The sequence below is a fragment of the Marinimicrobium sp. ARAG 43.8 genome, from assembly GCF_050113635.1.
Lineage (GTDB): Bacteria > Pseudomonadota > Gammaproteobacteria > Pseudomonadales > Cellvibrionaceae > Marinimicrobium.
In genome coordinates, this window is the sequence record NZ_JBNJLT010000010.1 from 17,782 (window position 1) to 39,772 (window position 21,991).

Consider the following 21,991-nt stretch of genomic DNA (forward strand, 5'->3'; position numbering starts at 1 on the left):
TTAGCTTAAAAACCTTTAATAAATGAACGCCACAGTCTTATGGAGAGTGGTATGACTCTTTCGTCTTTTTCACGTCGCGCTGTTGCGGCGGCTATCGCTCTGGGCACCGTTTTGCTGCTCATCGGCTGCCAGAAAACCACCAAGGCCCCGAATCCCCAGCCCGCACTGCCAGCGACCTTGCAGGGAGACATGACGGCGTTTCGCTCTACGCTGGATAATCATGCCCGAGTGCTGACACTGAGCCAGCCCGATGGTATTCACCTGGCGTACGATGCGGAGCGTGGCCACCTCTACAAAGTATGGCGTGGCGACGTGCACTTCTCGGGCGCCGTTTACGATACCCGGCATGGGCCGCAACCGGCGTCCGAAGGTTTGCTGTATCTGGTGCAGCAAAACCCGGCCTGGCAGGTGGTGGCTCTGACCGGACCGAAGCAGGGGTTGAGTGCCGAGGAGGGCGGCCCACACGTGGTCTATCGAGGGCATCGCCTGTCCGGCCAGGCCCCAATACTGCGTTACGATGTGATCGGTGATAACTGGCGGGCGGAAATCTGGGAAAAGCCGCGCGCGGTGCTCGACGGTAATACCGTGACGCTGACCCGTGAATTCGCCGTCCAAGGCCTGCCGGATGGCTATGATCTTCGGCTTGCCGGTCTGGCCACGGGCCCTGAATCGTCGGCGAAGCCGACGTTGAGTGGCGCGTCCGAGTGGCAGAGCCATGACCGGTTGCGGCTGAAAAACGGCGTTAGCCGCTTCACGCAAACTCTCGCCAATCCCGAACCGATTCGCTCGTTTAACGAGCCCGAAGAAGGGCAACATCCGGGACAGGCGCTGATGGAAGGCAGCGATTGCGCAGCCTGCCACAACGAGGACGTCAAAACCGTGGGTCCGGCCTACCGGACGATCGCCGCGCGCTATGAACACAATGCCAAATCCGTGACGCTGCTGGCGAATAAAATCATTGAGGGCGGCTCCGGCGAGTGGGGCACTGCGCCCATGACGCCGCACCCGGACCTGAGTGTGGAGCAGGCCGCGCAAATGGTGCAATACATACTGTCACTGCGCCCGGATGACGAGGCCGATCTGGCCGAGCAGCCGGCGGTCATCGAAGCACTGGAATCGCTGATGCCTGGCGACCGCTCGGAAGTGGCCGGGGTGCATCCGGCGTTTGATCGTTACCAGGCCCGCCCCGAAGGGTTTGAACCTAAAGTGGGCGGCATCGACTTCCTGCCCGATGGCCGTCTGGTGATTTCAACCTGGGACCCGGAAGGGTCTATCTACCTGTTGGAAAACTATCAGTCTGGTGACCCAGCGCAGATCAAGGTTAAGCGGATTGCCCGTGGGCTGGCCGAACCCCTCGGCGTAAAAGTGGTGGACGGCGATATCTATGTCATGCAGAAGCAGGAACTTACGCGACTGGTGGATGATAACGACGATGACATCATCGATTTCTACGAAATCGTCGCCAACGACTGGAGCGTCACCAGCAATTTCCATGAGTTCGCCTTTGGTCTGGAATACGAAGACGGCTATTTTTACGCAACCCTCGCGACAGCGATTCTACCCGGCGGCGCCAGCGGTGATCCCCAGGCACCGGATCGCGGCTCTTTGATGAAAGTGGCCAGGGACACCGGCGCCGTCGAGTTCGTGGCCAGTGGTCTACGCACTCCCAACGGCATCGGCCGGGGTGTGGATGGCAACTTGTTTATCGCGGATAACCAGGGTGACTGGCTGCCCGCCAGCAAAATTGTGGAAGTGACGCCAGGCGCCTGGTACGGCTCCCGTTCGGTGGATTTCGAGGGCACGGCAAACCGACGGGAAACCCTGCCGGTGGTGTGGCTGCCCCAGGATGAAATTGGCAACTCCCCCAGCGAACCGGCGCCGCTCAATGTTGGCCCTTATCAGAACCAGATGATCCACGGCGAAGTGACCCATGGCGGGATCAAGCGTGTGTACGCCGAGCGCGTCAACGGTCGCTTGCAAGGGGCTGTCTTTCGGTTCTCCCAGGGGTTGGAAGCGGGTGTGAACCGCCTGGACTGGGCGCCGGACGGCTCTCTGATTGTCGGTGGTGTGGGTAACCCGGGCAACTGGAGCCATCAGGGCAAATTGCATTATGGGCTACAGCGTCTGGTGTACAACGAGAACACCGCCTTTGAAATGCTCAGTGTCAGCGCCCGGGCGAACGGATTTGTGGTGGAGTTCACCGAAGCGATTGGCGACGAGGACGCCGTCAGCGAGGACAATTTTGATATCCAGCAGTGGCGTTACCAGCCCACGGCCGAGTACGGCGGGCCGAAGCTCGATCTGAAACCGCTGGCCGTTAAACGCTTCGCTTTGTCAGAGGATCGCAAGCGCGCCTATTTCGAACTGGAAGGCATGGAAGAAAACCGCGTGGTTTACTTCCGAATTGCCGAGCCGTTTGTGAGCGAAACGGACCAGCGCCTGTGGAGTACCGAAGCCTGGTACACCCTTAACGCCATACCGGAAGAACGCATCGAATTCCCTTGATGCCCTGATACAGACTTTCACCTGATAAGGATTTTCGCCCCGGCAACTTAAGTTGCCGGGGCGGTATCACCGGCCTTACAACGCGATCCGCTTACTGTCGTTCTCAGCGGATTCAAAAATGGCTTGCACGATGCGAATATCGCGCAGCCCTTCCTCGCCCGGCACCATGACCGGCTTATCCTGCAAAATGGAGAGCGAATCGTCGTCCATCTGCCGCGCTTGCTGGTTGGCAATGGGTTTGTCCAGCTTGCGCCCGTCGCTGGCGGCACCTTGCACTCCGTTGTAAGAGGACATGGGCTCGAGGTGGTACGAACCCTCCGCACAGTTCACGCGCAAGTAATTGCCGGGCTTGACGAAACTGGTCATACACTCGGACACCACTTCGTCCGGAAACTCCAGCGTAAAATGCGTGGTGGAGTCCGTGTACTTAAACACATCGGGGTGGGTAATCTCGTACCGCGCCGATACCGCCAGGGGCTCCTTGCCCACCGCATAGCGCGAACCGTTCAGCGCGTACACACCCATATCGTACATGGCCCCGCCGCCCATCTTGCGCTGCATCCGCCAATTGTCGTTCGAGCGATTCTCACCGCCGGAATAAGCCGCCGCGGAAGACACCGTTTCAATGGCACCAAAAGGTTTTTCCTCCGCAAAACGCATCACCGTTTGCGTATTCGGTTCGTGGTGCATGCGATAACCAATGCTCAACTTCACCTTGTTCTTCCGGCAGGCATCGATAATCGCCTGACACTCCGCCTCATCCATCGCCATCGGCTTCTCACACCAGACGTGCTTGCCCGCATTGGCGGCAATCACCGAATACTTCTTGTGCAACGAAGGCGGAGTGACCACATACACCACATCAATATCCGGATTGTCCGCAATCGTGTGCAAATTCTCATAGCTGTATACATTGGCATCCTTGATGCCGTACCGCTCCTGCCATTGTGGCACCTTTTCCGGACTGCCAGTCACAATACCGCGCAACTCACAGTGCTGCGTTAATTGCAGCGCCGGTGCCAACTGATGCGTGCTGTAGCCCCCCAGCCCAAGTAACGCCACCCCGATCTTGCGCGGCGGACCGCCCAGTACATGAGGTGCCCAACCGGACGAAACCAGAGCCGCCGACGCTCCGATCCCCTGAAGAAAGCGACGGCGATTAAAAGTAGGATGTGACATGGTAAGACCTCCTGGTTTAATGAATGAGGCAAAGAGGCACCCGGGAGGAGACACCGTTCGGAGACTCTCTGAGGCAAGGATGCCGAAGAGAAGCCTACAGGGATGTATTCACGGCGTGTCTCCGAACGGTGTCTCCTCCCGGGTGCCGGACTCGACGCTTCTGAAAGGTAGACCTTAAGGCATGTTTCGCGCTTGAGCCCTTGAATAAAATTCGACCATAACCCGATTTCGATCATCACTTCCATGAATTTCGCCTCAAAAGCGCCCGACAGGTACAATAGGCGGCACTTACACCCCCCGTCATTAAACCCACCGGGAGAACGCAGCATGGCTCAGGACACCCGCCCCGACAAACAGGCCGTCAAAGACTACCTGCTCAGCCTTCAGGACCACATTTGTGCCGAACTCGAAGCCGAAGATGGCCGCGGGCGTTTTGTACAAGACGAGTGGCAGAGAGAGCAGGGCGGCGGTGGGCGCTCGCGAGTCCTGACCGACGGTGCCGTTATTGAAAAAGGCGGAGTCAATTTCTCCCACGTGTTCGGGGAGCAAATGCCCGCCTCGGCCACCGCCCACCGCCCCGAGTTGGCGGGGCGCTCGTTTGAAGCCATGGGCGTCTCGCTGGTCATTCACCCGCGCAATCCCTACGTGCCCACCAGCCATGCCAATGTCCGCTTTTTTATTGCCGAAAAACCGGGCGCCGAACCCGTATGGTGGTTTGGCGGCGGTTACGACCTGACGCCTTATTACGGCAACGACGAGGATTGCCGCCACTGGCACTGCACCGCGCGCGATGCCCTGGCCCCGTTTGGTGACAATATCTATCCGTTTTTCAAAAAATGGTGTGACGACTATTTCTATCTTCAACATCGCGGGGAACCTCGCGGCGTTGGCGGACTCTTCTTTGACGACTTTAATGAACTCGGTTTCGAGCGCAGCTTTGAGTTGCTGCGCGCCGTGGGCGATAGCTACGTGCCCGCCTATCGGCCCATCGTCGCCCGCCGTAAAGACAGCCATTTCGGGGACGATGAGCGCCAGTTTCAGCTTTATCGGCGCGGTCGCTATGTGGAGTTCAACCTGGTGTATGATCGCGGCACGCTCTTTGGCTTGCAGACCGGAGGCCGCACCGAATCGATCCTGATGTCCCTGCCACCGCTGGTGCGCTGGGACTACAACTGGCAGCCCGAACCCGGTAGCCTCGAAGCGCGCTTGACGGAGTATTATCTCAAGCCCCGGGACTGGATCGAATAACAAGAGATGGAAGTGATATGACTGATACCTACGCCGTATTCGGCGACCCGATTGCCCACAGCAAATCGCCCTACATTCACCGTCAATTTGCCGAGCAAACCGGACAGGATCTCGCCTATACGCGCCAGCAAGTGCCGAGTGCCCAGTTCGAGCAGGCGGCCGATGCGTTCTTTGCCGGTGGCGGTAAAGGATTGAACATCACGGCACCGCTGAAGTTGGATGCCTACGGCTACGCGGCTCGATTGACCGTTCGCGCCAGGCGGGCCGGCGCCGTTAATACACTGGCCCGGCAGCCGGATGGTACGTTGCTCGGCGACAATACCGACGGCATCGGTATGATCAATGACATGCACAATCTGGGCTGGAAAATCGCCGATCAACGGGTGCTGATTCTCGGTGCGGGTGGCGCTGTGCGTGGGGTGCTGCAGCCGTTATTGGAGCAGGCTCCGGCGAGCGTGAGTATCGCCAATCGCACCCTGCACAAAGCCGAACAGCTGGCCAAGGGCTTCGTCGATCTCGGAACCATTGAGCCGCTGGGCTACGAATCACTTTCCGGTCGCCAGTTCGATCTCGTGATCAACGGCACCTCGGCCAGCCTCAGTGGCGACTTGCCGCCGCTGCCCGATGATCTCCTCGCCCCGGGCGCCGCCTGTTACGACATGATGTACAGCGCCGAGCCGACGGTTTTTCTCCAATGGGCCGAGCAGCACGGTGCTCGCCATCAGGCCGATGGGCTGGGAATGCTGGTGGGGCAGGCCGCCGAATCCTTTTACCTCTGGCGGCAGGTCAGACCGGAGGTCATCCCCGTGATTACCAGTCTCCGGCGTTCCCTGGGCGCCAAACGCTAAGTGAACCCGGTGAAAGCCCCGCCAGCCGGTCCTCCTGTTGTATGATGTCGTATAAATAGCCCATAAAAACTTCGACGATGGCGGGTACAACACAATGACAAAACTAGAGGCGGGCCGTAACCTGACGTATCAGGTGACGTACCAATTGGGTGCGGCCATTGTGCGTGGCGAATACGGCATCAACCAGCCCCTGCCCACGGAAGCGGCGCTGTGTCAGGCGTTCAATATCAGCCGTAGCGTAATCCGCGAGGCCGTAAAAATGTTGACGGCCAAAGGCCTGATTTCCTCGCGCCCGCGCCAGGGTATCCGGGTGCAACCTAACAACCGCTGGAATATGTTCGATGAGGACGTATTGGCCTGGGTGCTGAGCAGCCGGCCCTCGCTGGAATTGCTGCGGGAGTTTACCGAGCTGCGCCTGGGCATCGAGCCCGAAGCCACCATTCTGGCGGCGCGGAAACAGAATCGCGAGGGCATTGCCGACATTGAAAAAGCCCTGCGCCGGATGGCGCTGGCCGAGCGCGGCCAGGACGATCCGCTTGAGGCAGATATCGCCTTTCACACGGCCATACTGTTGGCCAGCGAAAATCGTTTCTTCATCCAGCTGCGCAACTTTATTCAAACCGCGCTGCGCTCCAGTATCGCCTACACCAACCAGCTTAAAGGCGTGGATATGGCCAGTGAGGCCGAACACCGCGTCGTTTATGAGGAAATCCTGGCCGGGCGTGGCGATGTCGCACGGGAAGCGATGGTGAGTATGCTGGAGGAGGTACTGCATTTAACGGACGAAGCGCTGGCGGCGCGCGAGCGGGCCGGGTAGTGCTTGTGGGTATCGACGTCGGGTTATGAGTGAACGAATTCCCCTGAGCCCGCTGGCCGTGGTGCGGGGTGATGATGAAATTGTATTGTGTCTGGATTTTTTGAGGGGCGCCAGCGGCGACCAGTTGGATCGGGAATCGCATTGATGACGATGTACACACGTTATGCCAGCCTGGCTGAGCGCTCGGTGTTTATCACCGGCGGCGCCACCGGTATTGGCGCCTGCCTGGTGGAAGCCTTTGTTGCCCAGGGCAGCCATGTCGCGTTTGTGGATATTAACCGTGAGGCCGGTGATGCGCTGGTCGCCCGATTGGCGGGCCAGAGCCAGGGGCGCATCGAATTTCGCGAATGTGATGTGACGCGCATTCCGGAACTGCGTGCGGCCATCCGCGAACTGTCGGGAACGTGCGGTGATTTCACCGTATTGGTGAACAACGTCGCCAATGACCAGCGCTATGACCCCCGCTACTTGTCCGAGCAGGCCTGGTACAACAGTCTGGCCATCAACCTACACCCGGCGTTCTTCGCCGCCCAGACGGTGCAGCCGATGATGGCCCGCCAGGGCGGCGGGGTGATTCTAAATTTCAGCTCGATTAACGCGCTCTCCGGCCCGAGCAAACTGCCCAGCTACAATACGGCCAAAGCCGCTCTGCTGGGGTTGACCAAATCACTCGCCCGGGATTTCGGGACGGACAAGATTCGGGTCAACGCCATCGTGCCCGGCTGGGTGATCACCGAACGCCAGCTCAACAAGTGGCTGACGCCGGAGGCGGAAGCCTGGTGGATGGATCAGGTGTGCTTGAAAGAGCGATTGTTGCCCGAGGATGTGGCCAAGCTGACCCTGTACCTCGCCTCCGACGATGCGCGCATGATTACCGGCCAGAAATTCGTGGTGGATGGCGGGCGTTTATAATTCGTCCTGGGGGTGTGCAGGGCATCACGCTCTGGCGGAGTCCACTTAACTGGGTCCCACTTTTGCCGCGCCGAACCGTGTATCGGCACTCGCAGTCCCCAGGGAATACGCGCATAATGGCGGCGCTTAAAAACCGGCGGCTTATCAGTATTATCGGCAATACCGCTCGTTGCACCATCCAATAACCAGCAGGTCAACGAGAACCAGCAGGTCAACGAGCGGACGTTGAGGGGACGTCCACTCCCAGACTCCGCCGGATCATAATCACATAAAATGGAGTACAACATGAGCTTGTCTGCTTTAGATATCACAGCAGTCGTCCTATACGGCGTGGCGCTGTTCGGCATAGCGTGGTGGGTTTCCCGCGAAAAAGCCGGGCACAGCAAAGATTCCACGGATTATTTTCTGGCCGGTAAATCGCTGCCCTGGTGGGCCATCGGCGCGTCATTGATTGCGGCCAATATTTCTGCCGAACAGATTATCGGCATGTCCGGCTCCGGCTTTGCCATTGGGCTGGGTATTGCCTCCTATGAATGGATGGCGGCGATCACTCTGCTGATTATCGGTAAATACTTTCTGCCGATCTTTCTGGAGAAAGGCATCACCACCATGCCCCAGTTCCTGGAGCAGCGCTACGACAGCCGCGTGCGCACGGTGATGGCGATCTTCTGGCTGGCGTTGTACACCTTCGTTAACCTCACCTCCATTCTGTGGCTGGGCGCGCTGGCGATTAACGCCATTACCGGATTGGAGCTGGTATGGGGCCTGGTTTTTCTGGCGGCATTCTCGATTGGGTATTCCATCTACGGCGGCCTGAAAGCGGTGGCGCTGACCGATATTATCCAGGTGGTACTGCTGATCATCGGCGGGCTGCTGGTTTCCTGGCTGGCGCTGGGCCAGATTGCCGAAAACGCCGGGGGTGCCGGGGCGTTCCAGGGCTTCTCCATCATGCTGGCGGAGATTCCCGAGAAGTTCGATATGATCCTCGATCCGAGCAACGAGCACTACATTAGCCTGCCGGGCATCTCCGTGCTGGTCGGTGGCTTGTGGATCATGAACCTGTCCTACTGGGGCTTCAACCAGTACATCACCCAGCGCACACTGGCGGCGAAAAGCCTGGCTGAGGCGCAAAAAGGTATCGCCTTCGCCGCTTACCTGAAACTGCTGATGCCGTTGATTGTGGTGCTGCCGGGTATGGCCGCTGCCATGCTGAAGCCGGATCTGGCCCAGCCGGACCAGGCGTATCCGGAAATGATGAAACTGGTTCCCCAGGGCCTGCTTGGTATTACCTTTGCGGCGCTGGTGGCGGCCATCGCCTCTTCTCTGGGTTCCATGGTGAACAGTATCTCTACCATCTTTACCATGGACATCTACGCCAAGCTCATCAATCCGGGCGCGTCCGAGCGTAAGAAAGTGATGATCGGGCGTATGGTGGCGACCCTGGCCATGGTCGTAGCGGTCATCATCGCCAAACCGCTGCTGGGCAATTTCCCGCAGGCCTTCCAGTTTATCCAGGAGTTTACCGGTTTCTTCACCCCCGGTATTGTCACCATCTTCCTGCTGGGCTTTTTCTGGAAACGCGCCACGGCTACCTCGGCCCTGGTGGCGGCCATCGCCTCCGTAGTACTGTCCGCCCTGTTCTGGCAGTTCTGGCCAGAGCTGCCGTTTATTGATCGCGTGGGTATCGTGTTCCTGGCCTGTGTGGCATTGGCGGTGGTTATTACCCTGATCGGTGGGGCGAAAGAGCAGCCCAACGCCATCCATCTGGAAAATACCGACTTCAGCACCCGCACCAGTTTCAATCTGCTGAGCCTCGGTGTTGTGCTGATTCTGGTGGTGCTCTACAGCGTCTGGTGGTAAATCGTGCGGCAACCGCAGTGGCTGTGCAGTCTGCCGGTACACAATACGCTCGGTGAGAACGTGCTGTGGCACCCTCACCGGGCGGAGTTGTGGTGGACCGACATTCACAGCCGCCGCTTATATCGCTACGCGCTGGGCTCTGGAGCCGAACCGGCTTCTGGAACGCTGACTCACTGGCAGACGCCCGAGCGCCTGGCGGCATTCGGGTTTGTGCCGGGTGACGGTGCACAGACCTTGATTGCGGCCTTTGATCGGGGGTTTGCGCTCTACACACCGGACACCGCCGAGTGCCACTGGCTGGCGCAACCCGAAGCCCACCTTCCTAACCACCGCTTCAATGACGGCAAGGTGGATCGCCAGGGGCGATTCTGGGCCGGTACGATGGTGGAGCGAGGCGACCCACTGGTGGGAGAGGGGGCTGCACTCTATTGCTGGTCGGGCGCCTCCGGTGCTCAACGTCATTTACAGGGCCTGGGGGTCAGCAATGGTTTGAGCTGGAGCCCGGACAGCCGGACCGCCTACCTGTCTGATTCCGCGCGCGGGGTCTATTACGCCTATGACTTTGACGCGCCCAGTGGGCGGTTCAGTAACCGTCGCGTGCTGGCGTTGGCGCCGGAAGGTGTCGGGCACGACGGCGCTTGCGTCGATACGCAAGGCAACCTGTGGAGCGCGCATTTTGGCGGGGGTCGAGTGGTGTGTTACGCGCCGGATGGCGAAGAGCGGCTGGTGCTGGACGTCCCGGTCAGCCAGCCCACCTGCGTCGCACTTGGCGGGCCGGACCTCTCCTGGCTGTGTATTACCACAGCCAGGGAGAACCTGTCAGAATCGCAACTGGCAAAAGAGCCGGAGGCGGGCAACGTGTTGATCTATCAAACCGGCGCTAAAGGATTACCCGTAGACTTTTTCCGGGGATAGCCTTACAGCGGCAGCACCTCAATCACGGCCGAGTAACCGCCGCGCCGCTGACTGGCCGGTGCCTTGGCCTTTTCGTCCTCGTATTCCACTTCCAGCCAGTACATGCCCGGCTCGTCGAACTGTACGTTTACCTGGCCTTTGTCGTCCGCCGTGGCCGTGATGGCATCGTCCTGGTCGCGGTACTTCTCACCGTCGCGCACCAGTGTCACGCTGGCTCCGGCAGCGGGTTCGCCGTCGAACAAAAATCCGAGAGCGATATCTTCACCGGTATACAAATCGTTCGGGTGCAGCCCGGGTGCCCACTCCAGGCCATTGCCGGTCGGTTTCAATACGGTGTTGGTGGGGGCGCCAGCGGTAACAAACACTTCCACGCGACTGGCGGAATCGGTCACGTTCAGGTCGTCGGCATCCTGTGGCACTTCCTTCCTGAACTCTTCAAGGGTTCCGGTGCGACCACGACCGGGCCAGAAGTGGCGTTCACCGTCCTCGTCCGTCCATCTTGCCACCAGCGTACGGCTGGCGGCGAACACTTTATAAGTGCCCGCCTCGGTCAACTGCACATCAAACACACTGCGGTACTGCAGCTTTTGGGTATTCTGCATATCCACGGGCTGGGCGTCTGGTCCCCAGGCGGTCAGGCGTTGCAGCGGGTAGGCGTGGTGGTCGGGGTTGAAAATGCCATTGGCGATGGCGGCATCGAAGGTGATCCATTCGTCACTGCCGGAGACGGCGGTGGTGTTGGGCTTGATCCATACGCGGTGGGCCTGCGCCGGGGCGGCCACCAGGGCGACCAGCAGGGAGGTCAGTGTCAGCAAAGTAGCGGGTTTCATCATTATTGAGGCTCCAAGGTCAAAGTGACGGCGCCGAGCTCGTGCTCGCCGCTGTGTGTCAGGGTCAGAGGGTCGGTAACCGGCAGCGTTAACGGCACTTCCACCGTTTCGCGGCCGCCCAGCTCCCGGGCCGCCTCCACGAAAATCGAATACTGGCCGGCAGGAAGCTCATTCATGGCGTTGCGGAAGGAGGATAAATCCACGGTCGTGCGACCTGGCCGACGAGTAGCGCCGGTCACGCCATCGATGGGCATTTCGGCGAAACGGCCACTGCGGCGCCACCACAGGCGCATATCTTTCAGCCATTTTTCGCCTTCACGGTTGGCCAGTTTTACGTCGTACCACACGGCGAGATCCATGACCCGTTGCCCGCGCTCATCCGCCAGCCAGATGGCGACATAGGGCTCGTGGTACTCGGCTACCGACAGGCGGGGAATTTCTACGGTCAGCTGATCGTTGGCACTGGCGTGCACCGGGATCATCAACAGAAGAATGGGGATGACAATACCGGCGATAATCAGCGGCCAGGTGGATTTGCGCTTTTTGCTCGCTTTCCACAACAGCATCAATCCGGTGATGGAAAAGACAATGCAGGCGACCGAGAAGACATCGATAAACAGCCGCCACACCCAGCCCGTGTTGCGGCCTTTATGCAGGTCATTGAGATAGGCCAGCCAGCCGTTATTGGTCACCTCCTGGTAAAACTCACCGGTTTCCAGGTCCACCGTAAACCACCGGTCGCCACCGGCGCGGGGAAAGCTGGCGTAGAGTTCATAGGGGCTCCAGGTGACCGGTGTTTCCGGATGCAGGTGGTAGGAGGTGTTGTCGTTGTACCAGCGGGTAAAGGCCGAAGGCAACGGCTGCCCGGACATCAGCGCGGGCAGCACAGTGTCGGGCACTTGTTCTGTTTGAGTCTGCACGTCGGGTTCCCCCCCTATCTGGGCAGCGTGGTTGAGAGTGATGCCGGTAATGGCAAACAGCAGAATCCCTGCCAGACAAATGGCGGAACTGACCCAGTGCCAGTTCCTCGCATTCCAGATTTTGCGTTGCAGTTTCCCCATTAAAAACTCCAGGCGAGTGATAACCAGAGGCGTCGGCCGTCTTCGATATAGCCGTACTCCTCCACGGTGATGTCTTCATCAAACAGGTTGTACAGCCCGGCGCCGAGTTTCAGGTTCTCGGAGAGCTGCTTGTTCAGGGCGGCGTCCACGGTGGTGTAGGACGGGGCGATCAGGCTGCTTTGCGAGGGGCCGGTGGTCGGCTGGCTTTCCTCGCCGCGGTAAGTGACGCGCAGCCAGCCATTTAGGGTGTCACTCGGCTGCCAGTTCACTGAGCCGCGCACCATGTGTTTGGGCAACTGATTGAGCGGACTGCCAGCATACTCGCCGGTTTTCTGCTCGGAGTCGGTGTAGGTGTAGTTACCGCTGACGGACCACTGGGTATTCAGGTCAGCGGATACCGTGAATTCCACGCCCTGGGTGACGGCTTCATCGACGTTGACGCGGGTGGTCGGCATTGACCCAAACTGGTTGAGGCCAGCGTCGCAAATGCTCTCCGGGCAGGCCACGCGGGTGATCTTATCGTCGAACTCGTTGTAGAACACGGTCAATGAGGTTTCGACACCGTTGCCCAGGGTGGTGTACAGCCCCAGCTCCTGGTTGATGGAGGTCTCCGCTTCCAGGTTGGGGTTACCGAACACATCGCCGCCGCGGCTGACCTGGCCCCAGTCCGGTGCGGTTTCCCGCAGGTTGGGGGCGCGGAAGCCGGTGGATACGCCGCCTTTGAGCACGGTGTTTTCGCCCAGGGACCAGTTGCCGTACACCCGCGGGCTCCAGTGGCCGCCAAATTGCTCATCGTCGTCATAGCGCACGCCGGTGGTCAGCGCAAAAGCGTCCAGTAATTGCCATTCGTTTTCCGCAAACAGGGACCACTGTGAGCCGTCGATTCGGGTGCGGTCACTGATCTGGTTACTGGTTTCATCGGTGAGTTTTTCTTTCTGGTAAGAACCGCCAAAACTCAGGTGATGGTCGGCCACCGGCAACGACCAGATGCTTTGCAGGTCCGTGTTGGTCACCTTCATCAGGCGTGCTTTATTGTCGTACTCATCCCGCTTGAGGTAAGAGCGTACGCGCAGGTCGTTCCAGCGGCTGTTGTGACTGAGTGAGAGCGAGGTATTGTCGTATTCCGTGGTGCTGGAAGACGGGCAGCCGCCCCGGCCGCAAGACTCGCCCGGCTCAAGCGGCGCTACGGTTTTGCCGAGAGTGGCATCCAGCGTCTGGTTCGACTTGCCGGCCTCGAGAATAATGTTGTGGTTCTCGCTGGGGGTGTAGGCCAGCTTCACATTGAGATTTTCGGACTCCTTGCCGCGATACCCTTCGGGAATGCGGTCTTCTTCGCGTTTAGTAAAACGGCCATTCACCTGCAGGCCAAGGCGGTCTGGAATTAAAGAACCTGCGGTAAATACGTTGACCTGGTTAATATTGCCGGATTCGCTGCGTTCCTGAATGGTGGAGTCCAGGCGGATTTCGGAGCGCCATTCGTCAGGCGTTTTCTTGGTGATGATATTAATCACCCCTCCAATGGCATCAGAACCATACAGGGACGACATGGGGCCACGTACCACTTCAATGCGCTCAATGGCGACCAGTGGCGGGGTCCATTCGCCCTCCACGCCGGGGCCGTCGCTATTGGGGCGGGTTTCCCGCGAGGAAACGCGCTGGCCGTCGACCAGAATCAGGGTGTATTGGCTGCCCATCCCGCGAAGGCTGATGTCTTGCCGGTCACCGCCGCCAGTGACGATGGCGCCGGGCACCTCGGCCAGGGCGTCTGTTACGTCGCGGTAAAAGCGCTGAGCAAGGCTTTCTCCATCAATGACGCTAATGGAGGCCGGGGCATCCAGTACGGATTGCTCGTAGCCACGGGCCGACACCACAATGGTTTCCAAAGCGGCGGCGCCAGCGGTTTCCGCTGCGGGTGATTGGGCGAGAGCAGTCATTGAGCAGGCAGTCAGAAGTCCCAGCGAGAGGCTGGTTTTCAGGGTTCCCAAGAGATATCCTCCTAAGTATAAATGGATGCGAATGATCTTTCAAATGAGAATTGTTTTCATTGCAAAAGGTAATGATGTGTCACCCTCCAAGCAAGGGTGAGTGTCTGTAAACTGCTTTAAGGAGTACTTAAACGTCATGCACAGTAAATTGATGCGCTCTCTCAAGGTGTTTACCCGCACCGTGGAATTAGGGCGCATGAGCGCGGCGGCCGAGGAGTTGCACATGACCACCTCGGCAGTGAGTCAGCAGCTGCAAAAACTGGAGCGCGACTTGGGGTTGAGCCTGTTCAACCGCAATACCCGCCAGCTCAGCCTCACCGAAGCCGGGCGCGTTCAGTACCAGAGTTGCAGAACTATTCTGGCGACGGCAGAGCAGGCTCAAGAGGATATTGAAGCGCTGCAAAAAACCCCGTCGGGTAAGCTCAAAATCATTGCTCCGGTGGGGTTTGGGGGTGGGTTGATGAGCGAACCCATGAAGGGGCTGCTGGAGGATTTCCCCAAGCTGCGGTTGGAGATGACCTTTACGGACGAGCCGCCCAATCTGATTCGGGCCGGAGCCGATCTGGCATTGCGGATTGGACCCCTTGCCGACTCTTCCCTGGTGGCGAGGCATTTGGTGGATTGGCGCATGGTGTTGTGTGTGGCGCCGAAGCACCCCCTTGCACAGCGAGAGGTACGCTCACCGACAGACCTACCCGACGATGGTTACATTGGCCATATTCGGGAACGACAGATAGAGTCGGTCATGGTGTCGCCGGAAGGACGGGAAACTCTGGGGCTGCCTCGGCCCCGGATGGTGATTAATAACATGCAGGTGGTGATTCGCCTGATTCAGGACGCCGTGGGGTATGCGCTGCTGCCAGAGCCGGAAATTCAGGACGACCTCAAAGCCGGTCGGCTGATCCAGTTGCTGCCGGACTGGCAGCCGCCGAGCTACAGCGTCTACGCCGTGGCGCCAAGCCGGGAAACCATGCCGGCGAAAACCCGGGCGGTAATTGACCGCTTGCAGGCGTGGTTTGCAGAGGTTTCCGAAGGGCTGCCGAAAGCGGTGTAATTAGACATGATCTTTCAACCAGATAGCCAGGGAGCCTTTATCGGAAATTCCCAGTTTTTGATAAACCCGGGCCAAATGCGTCCGTACCGTGGTGGGTGAAATGCCCAGCGTTTTTGCGACTTCTTTATGGCTGCTTCCCGCCGCATAAATCCAGGCGACTTCTTTTTCCCTTTCGCTTAATACCGCCGTTGGCACTAAAGCGGCCCGGATCAATAAGCGCTGACCAACCCGCTCTGCATTGAGCGCCAAATGGCGGCCGTTTTGATAGTGTCCTCTGCGCCACAGGGCGTAAGTGACGTTTTCGGGCAAACGTCGCGTAGCAGCGCCGCCCCACTCATCGGCAAGCAGAACGGTCATATTGGGTAAAGCCGCGTGCAAAATGCCGTGTCGATCCACGAGCGCTGCCGGTGCCTGATGGGTGCGCAAGCTGTGCATATCATTATGGCGTGCAGCCAGAAAAAGATGCTGAGTAATCAGGCTTTTCATTTGCATGTGCTGGGGAGTAAATATCGATTCCTGTTGTTCCCGCGCTAACGTTACAAAAATATGTAAACCCGTACGATCGTCAACTTCCATGGTCGAAATCATCTGCCGGGCATAGTACCGGCCCCAGTGTTCATGGTAAGCGCGGCTTTCGTGAAAGTCGGGAAGTTGTTCGATAGACCAGGTCTTACCGGTGTTGCCAATCACCAGATTGGCGAACGGATCCTCTTCCTTTACCGCTTCCCAGGTTTCAAAAAGCGTATCGGTCTGGTCAAGAATCGTGGCCTGGCTGAGCTGACGGCTTTGGCCGTCGCCTGCCCCCCAGATAGCGAAGTCGAAATCGATATACCGCCGAATTTCCTTTAGCGTCCAGCGGTGAAAGTCCATTGGGGAGAGATGCATGCTGGCATCGTGCACGGAAAGAATAAAGTCACTTATTTTTTTAGGCATAGCGGGAAAATGCGCTTTCTTCGGACAGCCCCTAATCTATCACAGGTGCGGCGCTGAGTTTTGGGAAGTCGCTCCCATTGTCCATACAAAAACCCCGTTATTCGTGACGTTGTAAGAGGGATGTAAGGTCGTTTGCGGCATGGTTTCTCCTGCGCGGCCAAGCAATGAGTCTGACAAGGCCGGGCATCAATAACGAAACTGAATAAATACAGAGGTTGCCAGCCCGCAGTGTAAAGGGGGTGCGACTCTCAATGGAGTGTGAGGCCATGAATATGTCCAGTAAATTAATAAAGTGTGTGCCGGTCATGCTGCTCAGTGCGGCTCTTGTCGCCTGCGGTGGCGGTGGCGGCGGGAGTGATCCCTCGCCCGGCAGCAGCTCCAGGAGCAGTAGCGATACAGGCAGTGCCAGTAGCCGCTCTTCCAGTAGCGAGAGCAGTCAGTCCAGCGACAGCAGTAATCCAGGCAGCGCCAGCAGCAGTTCTTCCAGCAGCGAGAGCAGCCAATCCAGCAGCAGTGATTCAAGCGATGCAAGCTCGGCGGCCTTCACCCCTTGGCTGGAAAAACCCCATCAGGGTGATGTGATCACCGTTGAGCGGCAAAGCCCGACCACAGCGGAAATCCACTGGGCCACGGGTGAAAGCTATAACCTCTACATCAGCCAGAACCCGGAAACCGACCTTCATAACTACGCCAGCTACGGCGCCACACTAGAGCAGGGGGTCAGCTCGCCCTATGTACTGAACGACCTGGTGCCCGGCGAGCCGGTTTACGTGGCTCTGGTGGAAGATAACAACACCCCTCTGGGCTGGACCAGCTTTGCCACAGGCGGCTGGGGCGTTGCCGGGGCAAACAATAGGGTCACAGCCCAGGCCATCGGTGATGATGGCACCCGCTACGTGGCAGGCAGCTTTACTGAAATCAGCCTGGTGACCGGCCACGGTGTGGGCTTGTCCACCGAGATGAATGCGCCCCATGCTCTGGCATTTCCGCCGGTGAACGGCGAGGTGCTGGCATCGACGCCAGACAGCGAAGGGGGCTGGTATATCGGCGGTCGTTTTACCCAAGTTGGCGAGCAAGAGCGACTGGGGCTGGCACATATAGATAGCAGCGGTCGACTGACCGATTGGAACCCTGGGGTCACCGGTACAACGACAGGCGTTGGTAGCGTATATAGCCTGGCAATCTTCGACGGGGTGATTTATGCCGGAGGAAACTTCCTCGGGGCGAGTGGCGAAGCGCGTAATCACCTGGCGGCCTTTGATACTGACGGTAACCTGGCTGGCTGGAACCCTGGTGCGAATAACACAGTGAACAGCCTGGTGGTTGCCGAGGGTGTGATCTATGCCGGAGGACAGTTCACTGAGGCAGGTGGCGAAGCGCGTGGTTACCTGGCGGCCTTTGATGCTGACGGCAACCTGGCTGGCTGGAACCCTGGTGCGAATAACAGAGTGAACAGCCTGGCGATAGCCGAAGGTGTGATCTATGCCGGAGGACAGTTCACCGAGGCAGGCGGCGAAGCGCGTAATCGCTTGGCGGCCTTTGATGCTGACGGTAACCTGACCGATTGGAATCCCGATGCCAATAGCACAGTGAACAGCCTGGCGGTTGCCGAGGGTGTGATCTATGCCGGAGGGCGCTTTACCGAGGCAGGTGGTGAGGCACGTGGTTACCTGGCGGCCTTTGATGCCGACGGCAGTCTGACCGGTTGGGCGCCTGGTGGAGCCTTCGTAGTTAATACGTTAGCGGTTTCTGGTGGGGTTATTTATGTTGGGGCGAGCTTTAGTTCAACGTATCTGGCGGCCTTTGATACCGAGGGTAATCGGACTGACTGGAACCCCGAGGTCAAGGGTCCGGTGAGCAGTCTGTCCGTTGCCAGAAATGCGGTCTATGTTGGGGGGGAGTTTAGTACCGTTGGTGCGGGCAGAGCCGCCAGGTCGGCTCGCTTGGTCGCGTTCGCACCCGACGGGACGCTGACAGACTGGAATCCGAACCCGAATGGTGAAGTGAGAGCCTTGGCCCACGCCGATGGGGTGCTGTATATCGGTGGTTCTTTTGGTTACGTTAACGACGAACAGCGCGTCGGCCTTGCCGCCTTCAAGACCGACGACCTCACCCTGACCGACTGGAACCCTAGTGCATCTTCAGTGAACGCGCTGCTTGTTGTCGATGATGTGATTTATGCCGGGGGAGATTTCACCGAGGCAGGCGGCGAACCACGTAACCGCTTGGCGGCGTTTGATCTGGGCGGCAATGTCACTGGTTGGAGCCCAGAGGCTAATAGCACGGTATGGTCCCTGGCCCATGTGGATCTGCAGGAGAGCTGGATTGTCGCGGGTGGCGCTTTTACCGAAATGAATGGGCAGGAACGAAACCGCCTGGCAGCTTTGCTTGCATCATCAGGCAGTCTGACCTCTTGGAACCCGTCGTTTAACGGAACGGTGAATACCCTGGCTGTCGACTACAGCGGTGGGGCAGGCAGTGGGGTGTTGTATGTCGGTGGAGGCTTTACTCAAATCGACGGAACAGGCCGGGCCTACCTGGCGGCGTTTGATATGGATTTTGGGTTGACTGGCTGGAGTCCAGTACTTAATAGCCTTGTGAAAACGTTGGTGATGGGTGATGGCGTACTGTATATCGGTGGTCTTTTCACCAGTGCCGATGGAGAAGCGCGCTCGCGCCTGTCCGCCTATGAGAAGGACGGCGACCTGACCGACTGGAACCCCGGTGCAAATAGCGGCGTAGAAAACCTAGTGGTTGATGAAGGGGTCATCTATGCGGGAGGGCAGTTCACCGCGGCAGGGAATGGTGGCACTGGCACCACCCTGAAAGGACGTTTGGCCGCGTTTGATACCGAAGGAGAACTGCTGGATTGACACCTCGCTTCTCGTTCCCGGGGTTCGCCCTGGGAACGAAATCTAATAGATAGAGAATGCTTTGATAGAGAGGACTTTTAAAGGAGAACATTTATGCAAAAAGTAACGATCATCTTCCTGACCCTCTTGTCAGTGCTGTGCAGTACACCGGCTCTGGCCAAAGATTTAAGCCCGGCCGTGATCGACCGCTGGATAGCGACGTTAACCGCCTTTGAGAACCAGGAAGCCGACTGGCCCAATAGCGGTGCCTTGGACATGAATGACGGCGAATTGGGTGGCGATATTCTCGCCATGCAGCAACAGCTTCAGGCACGACTGGCGGAAGAAGTGGAGCGTTACCCGGAGGCCATGGCCATTCTCCGACAAAACGGCTTTTCCAGCGGTGAGGCCTGGGCAGCCACTTACCTGCAAATTGGTCGGGCTTTTGGGGCACTCCAAATGGAGGAGCAGGGTGGTATAGGAGAGCTGGATCAGGAAATGCGCCAGGCGTTGGCGCAACTGGACAGCAATCCTCACTTGAGCGAGGCCCAAAAAGCGCAAATTCGTCAGCAAATGGGTGCGGCCACACAGACGCTGGAAACGTTCACCCACGGCGTGTCAGCCGCCGACAAAGCGGCCGTTCGCGCCAGACTAAAACCATTGCAAACCCTGTTTGACACCGAGTAATCGCGCAGCACCTTACACGTTACTCAAATTGACTTCACGATTCGACTTTCCCGGAACTTTCCTTCTATCGGCGAGGTGACGCATGCCAGGTGCGCGCCACGCCTTTTGTTGTCGTGCATTTGCAGGATAACGATGTCGGCGTTGATCCCATAAGCTGGAGGGCATCGAAAGTCACCACTCAAGTTCGCCTCACACGGGATTGCCCGCAAGAAGTGCGCAGGGTCAATGAAGGGAGAACAAAAATGAAAACAGCACAGGTCATGGACGGCCGTTTCGTGCAGCGTGATATGACTCGGATTCCGGAGCCCTGGCGGAGCGCATTCGACAATCTGCCCCCTGCCCAGTTGGAATCCCTTTTAAGCGCCTTGCGCTTGCTCGAAACAGAGCCGCACCGGGCTGCCGATCTGGCTGAAGCCGTATTTTCGGTTGTGAAAAACGAAACCGGTCTGGCTCCCTGGCTGGCGCTGGTGATTGCGATCCGGGGTCGAATCCACTCGTTATCCTGCTTTGCCAGACTCGATATTTTTCTGGAATTCTTTGCAAAAAAACGTGACGCACTCAGTGCCCCAGGTGTGGTGTTGCAGCATATCGATACGGTCTGTTTTGGTGCGCTGGTATTTCGAGACTTGCCTAATCCGGATACCGCTCGCTGGGCAGACTCAGCACTCAAGCTGTTACACAGCAGCGGAGATGTGGTCTTGCGCCTGGAAAGCGGCAATTACTTGCTGTTGTATCGCATTTGGAATGGCGATCTGCTCGGCGCGGACATGTTACGCCGACAGCTTGTTCCACTGCGGGAGCAGTGTGACAGTGTCAGTGTCCGTCTGCTCTGTCATTCTATGAGCGCCATGAGCTTGCGTCTGTTTATAGATAATGACGGCTGCCACCGTGAAATTGATGCAGGGCTGGCACTGGCCCGGCAGACTGGCCAACACTTCTGGGATTCCCACCTGTACATGCAGGGCGGCTTTCTCGCGCTCAGTATGGCAAACCTGGTGGAAGCCAAAGAATGGCTGGAGCGAATGGAGCGGGCAGCTCAGCCGGAAGATTACCTGGATCGTTCGGGCTATCACTATCTGTATGCATGGTACAGCCTGGTACAGGATGAGCAGAAATTTGCTTTGACCCACGCGCACGAATCCGTTCGGCTGGCGGAATGCTCCGGGGCGCGTTTCCCCATCGCGGTCACCCACATGGGCCTGGCTCAAGTGTTAATGGAACAACGCCAGCGCGGACAAGCGCTGCGACACATCGCGAAGGCTCGCAGAGTGTTGCGCAAAATGCCGGGCAACCCCGCCATAAAATTTGCCCGTGGGCTTGCCCAGGCCCAGCTTTGTTTCAAACTCGATATGCGCGGTCGTGGCCTCAAGGTGTTGGCTCGAACCCTGGCGGTGGGGCGCGAACAACATTATTTAAATTTCCCCTGGTGGCGCGGTGAACCCATGGCGCAGTTGTGCGCTCAGGCGTTGTCGCATGGCATCGAGCGCGACTATGTACTGTGGCTGATTCGCCAGCGAAGGCTACAACCCCCCGAAGGTGTTCATGATTGGTATTGGCCGCTGACCGTAGACGTGCTGGGTATTCCGGATATCCGTCTGGATGGAGAGCGCGTTGAGCTGGGAGCCAGGCAGGAAGCACTGCTGGTGGCGTTGGCCGCGCTGGGGCGGAGCCAACAGTGGGTGGACCGTACTCAACTGTTAGATCAATTGTGGCCGGATGCTGAAGGTGACCGGGCCGAGCGCGCGCTGGACACCGCGATACACCGCCTGCGCAAACAACTGGGTAGCGAAGCCATGGTGCTGACTCGCCCCGGGGCTCTGGCGCTCAACCCCCGTTTGTGTCGAGTGGATTATCGGTTATTGCGTGAGACGCTCAAAAATCCCTCTTCAGCGGATGTCCCCGCGTTGTTGACGGCGCTGCATAACGTGACGACGTTGCCCGAGCGGGTCAGGGTGATGCTTCCCGTCCATCACCTTCAACGTCGGTTGGTGGAAAGCGTGCTGGACTTGCTGAAGGGGCAATCCGATGAGCAGTCACAACGTTACCTTGAGCGCTTGGTTGAGGCGGTGCCTGGCAATGAAAAAGCCTGGCAGGTATTAATTCGCGGCTACGTTCAGCAGGCACTGCACAGCGCCGCCTTGAACGCCTGGCAACGCTGTAACGACACCTTGGCCGACTCGCCCGGCGGAGTGTCGCCCACGACACGGGAACTGGTGGAACCGTGGCTGCATAAAGTAAAACCACAGTAATTGTCCTCTCCTCTGTGCTGTTGATCACAAACCATTTTCTATCTGTGAGGCGGTAA

General features: G+C 58.4%; 16 protein-coding genes. 11 read left to right on the plus strand and 5 right to left on the minus strand.

From position 1 onward, the window contains the following. Positions 1–51 precede the first annotated feature (51 nt). Positions 52–2,505 (plus strand): c-type cytochrome, encoded by a 2,454-nt coding sequence (locus ACQCLF_RS14990; RefSeq protein ID WP_426988725.1) that lies wholly within the window; start codon positions 52–54, stop codon positions 2,503–2,505. Positions 2,506–2,580: 75 nt separating this feature from the next. On the opposite strand, the gene ACQCLF_RS14995 is transcribed toward ACQCLF_RS14990, so the two are convergent. Next, positions 2,581–3,684: a Gfo/Idh/MocA family protein gene (locus ACQCLF_RS14995; RefSeq protein ID WP_426988727.1), complete on the minus strand. Its 1,104-nt coding sequence runs from the start codon at positions 3,682–3,684 to the stop codon at positions 2,581–2,583. 327 nt (positions 3,685–4,011) lie between these two features. On the opposite strand from ACQCLF_RS14995, the gene hemF reads away from it, so the two are divergent. The 6 genes from hemF (at position 4,012) to ACQCLF_RS15025 (ending at position 10,284) form a co-directional block, all read left to right on the plus strand. Continuing rightward, positions 4,012–4,932, plus strand: coding sequence for an oxygen-dependent coproporphyrinogen oxidase (gene hemF / locus ACQCLF_RS15000; protein WP_426988728.1), 921 nt, complete (start codon positions 4,012–4,014; stop codon positions 4,930–4,932). A 17-nt stretch (positions 4,933–4,949) separates the two neighbouring features. Continuing rightward, a complete protein-coding gene (gene aroE, locus ACQCLF_RS15005) occupies positions 4,950–5,780 on the plus strand; it encodes a shikimate dehydrogenase (protein ID WP_426988730.1) in 831 nt (276 codons plus the stop codon). Positions 5,781–5,874: 94 nt separating this feature from the next. Further along, positions 5,875–6,597 carry a FadR/GntR family transcriptional regulator gene (locus tag ACQCLF_RS15010; RefSeq protein WP_426988732.1) on the plus strand — a complete coding sequence of 241 codons (723 nt, stop codon included), beginning with the start codon at positions 5,875–5,877 and terminating at the stop codon, positions 6,595–6,597. Positions 6,598–6,741: 144 nt separating this feature from the next. Continuing rightward, a complete protein-coding gene (locus ACQCLF_RS15015) occupies positions 6,742–7,509 on the plus strand; it encodes an SDR family NAD(P)-dependent oxidoreductase (RefSeq protein ID WP_426988734.1) in 768 nt (255 codons plus the stop codon). 285 nt (positions 7,510–7,794) lie between these two features. Further along, positions 7,795–9,369, plus strand: coding sequence for a sodium/sugar symporter (locus ACQCLF_RS15020; RefSeq protein WP_426988736.1), 1,575 nt, complete (start codon positions 7,795–7,797; stop codon positions 9,367–9,369). Between the two features lie 3 nt (positions 9,370–9,372). Then, on the plus strand, positions 9,373–10,284 hold the full coding sequence (locus ACQCLF_RS15025) for an SMP-30/gluconolactonase/LRE family protein (protein WP_426988738.1): 912 nt from the start codon (positions 9,373–9,375) through the stop codon (positions 10,282–10,284). Between the two features lie 2 nt (positions 10,285–10,286). Here ACQCLF_RS15025 and ACQCLF_RS15030 read toward each other — a convergent pair whose 3' ends face one another. The 3 genes from ACQCLF_RS15030 to ACQCLF_RS15040 are packed head-to-tail and all read right to left on the minus strand — an operon-like array spanning position 10,287 to position 14,160. Beyond that, entirely contained in the window at positions 10,287–11,117 is an 831-nt protein-coding gene (locus tag ACQCLF_RS15030; RefSeq protein WP_426988740.1) for a DUF4198 domain-containing protein, read from the minus strand. After that, positions 11,117–12,175, minus strand: a complete 1,059-nt coding sequence (locus tag ACQCLF_RS15035; protein ID WP_426988742.1) for a PepSY-associated TM helix domain-containing protein — start codon at positions 12,173–12,175, stop codon at positions 11,117–11,119. Before ACQCLF_RS15035 ends, ACQCLF_RS15030 begins: the two co-directional genes overlap by 1 nt. Next, complete coding sequence (locus ACQCLF_RS15040) at positions 12,175–14,160, minus strand: ligand-gated channel protein (RefSeq protein WP_426988744.1); 1,986 nt, start codon at positions 14,158–14,160, stop codon at positions 12,175–12,177. Before ACQCLF_RS15040 ends, ACQCLF_RS15035 begins: the two co-directional genes overlap by 1 nt. A 136-nt stretch (positions 14,161–14,296) precedes the next feature. Between ACQCLF_RS15040 and ACQCLF_RS15045 the strand changes: the two genes are divergently transcribed. Continuing rightward, the gene (locus tag ACQCLF_RS15045; protein WP_426988746.1) at positions 14,297–15,214 is read left to right on the plus strand and encodes a LysR family transcriptional regulator; all 918 of its coding nucleotides are present in this window, start codon (positions 14,297–14,299) and stop codon (positions 15,212–15,214) included. On the opposite strand, the gene ACQCLF_RS15050 is transcribed toward ACQCLF_RS15045, so the two are convergent. After that, a complete protein-coding gene (locus ACQCLF_RS15050) occupies positions 15,215–16,147 on the minus strand; it encodes a response regulator transcription factor (RefSeq protein WP_426988748.1) in 933 nt (310 codons plus the stop codon). It lies immediately after the preceding gene. A 272-nt stretch (positions 16,148–16,419) separates the two neighbouring features. Between ACQCLF_RS15050 and ACQCLF_RS15055 the strand changes: the two genes are divergently transcribed. The 3 genes from ACQCLF_RS15055 (at position 16,420) to ACQCLF_RS15065 (ending at position 21,935) form a co-directional block, all read left to right on the plus strand. Beyond that, a complete protein-coding gene (locus tag ACQCLF_RS15055; RefSeq protein ID WP_426988750.1) occupies positions 16,420–19,020 on the plus strand; it encodes a hypothetical protein in 2,601 nt (866 codons plus the stop codon). 93 nt (positions 19,021–19,113) lie between these two features. Then, a complete protein-coding gene (locus tag ACQCLF_RS15060) occupies positions 19,114–19,686 on the plus strand; it encodes a hypothetical protein (protein ID WP_426988752.1) in 573 nt (190 codons plus the stop codon). 242 nt (positions 19,687–19,928) lie between these two features. Next, positions 19,929–21,935: an AfsR/SARP family transcriptional regulator gene (locus tag ACQCLF_RS15065; RefSeq protein ID WP_426988754.1), complete on the plus strand. Its 2,007-nt coding sequence runs from the start codon at positions 19,929–19,931 to the stop codon at positions 21,933–21,935. The last annotated feature ends 56 nt before the right edge of the window (positions 21,936–21,991 follow it).

Excerpts from the sequence above, each read along its gene's own strand:
- ACQCLF_RS14990 (WP_426988725.1), top strand. The coding sequence starts at position 52 with ATGACTCTTTCGTCTTTTTCACGTCGCGCTGTTGCGGCGGCTATCGCT.
- ACQCLF_RS14995 (WP_426988727.1), bottom strand. The coding sequence starts at position 3,684 with ATGTCACATCCTACTTTTAATCGCCGTCGCTTTCTTCAGGGGATCGGA.
- hemF (WP_426988728.1), top strand. The coding sequence starts at position 4,012 with ATGGCTCAGGACACCCGCCCCGACAAACAGGCCGTCAAAGACTACCTG.
- aroE (WP_426988730.1), top strand. The coding sequence starts at position 4,950 with ATGACTGATACCTACGCCGTATTCGGCGACCCGATTGCCCACAGCAAA.
- ACQCLF_RS15010 (WP_426988732.1), top strand. The coding sequence starts at position 5,875 with ATGACAAAACTAGAGGCGGGCCGTAACCTGACGTATCAGGTGACGTAC.
- ACQCLF_RS15015 (WP_426988734.1), top strand. The coding sequence starts at position 6,742 with ATGACGATGTACACACGTTATGCCAGCCTGGCTGAGCGCTCGGTGTTT.
- ACQCLF_RS15020 (WP_426988736.1), top strand. The coding sequence starts at position 7,795 with ATGAGCTTGTCTGCTTTAGATATCACAGCAGTCGTCCTATACGGCGTG.
- ACQCLF_RS15030 (WP_426988740.1), bottom strand. The coding sequence starts at position 11,117 with ATGATGAAACCCGCTACTTTGCTGACACTGACCTCCCTGCTGGTCGCC.
- ACQCLF_RS15035 (WP_426988742.1), bottom strand. The coding sequence starts at position 12,175 with ATGGGGAAACTGCAACGCAAAATCTGGAATGCGAGGAACTGGCACTGG.
- ACQCLF_RS15045 (WP_426988746.1), top strand. The coding sequence starts at position 14,297 with ATGCACAGTAAATTGATGCGCTCTCTCAAGGTGTTTACCCGCACCGTG.
- ACQCLF_RS15050 (WP_426988748.1), bottom strand. The coding sequence starts at position 16,147 with ATGCCTAAAAAAATAAGTGACTTTATTCTTTCCGTGCACGATGCCAGC.
- ACQCLF_RS15055 (WP_426988750.1), top strand. The coding sequence starts at position 16,420 with ATGTCCAGTAAATTAATAAAGTGTGTGCCGGTCATGCTGCTCAGTGCG.
- ACQCLF_RS15060 (WP_426988752.1), top strand. The coding sequence starts at position 19,114 with ATGCAAAAAGTAACGATCATCTTCCTGACCCTCTTGTCAGTGCTGTGC.
- ACQCLF_RS15065 (WP_426988754.1), top strand. The coding sequence starts at position 19,929 with ATGAAAACAGCACAGGTCATGGACGGCCGTTTCGTGCAGCGTGATATG.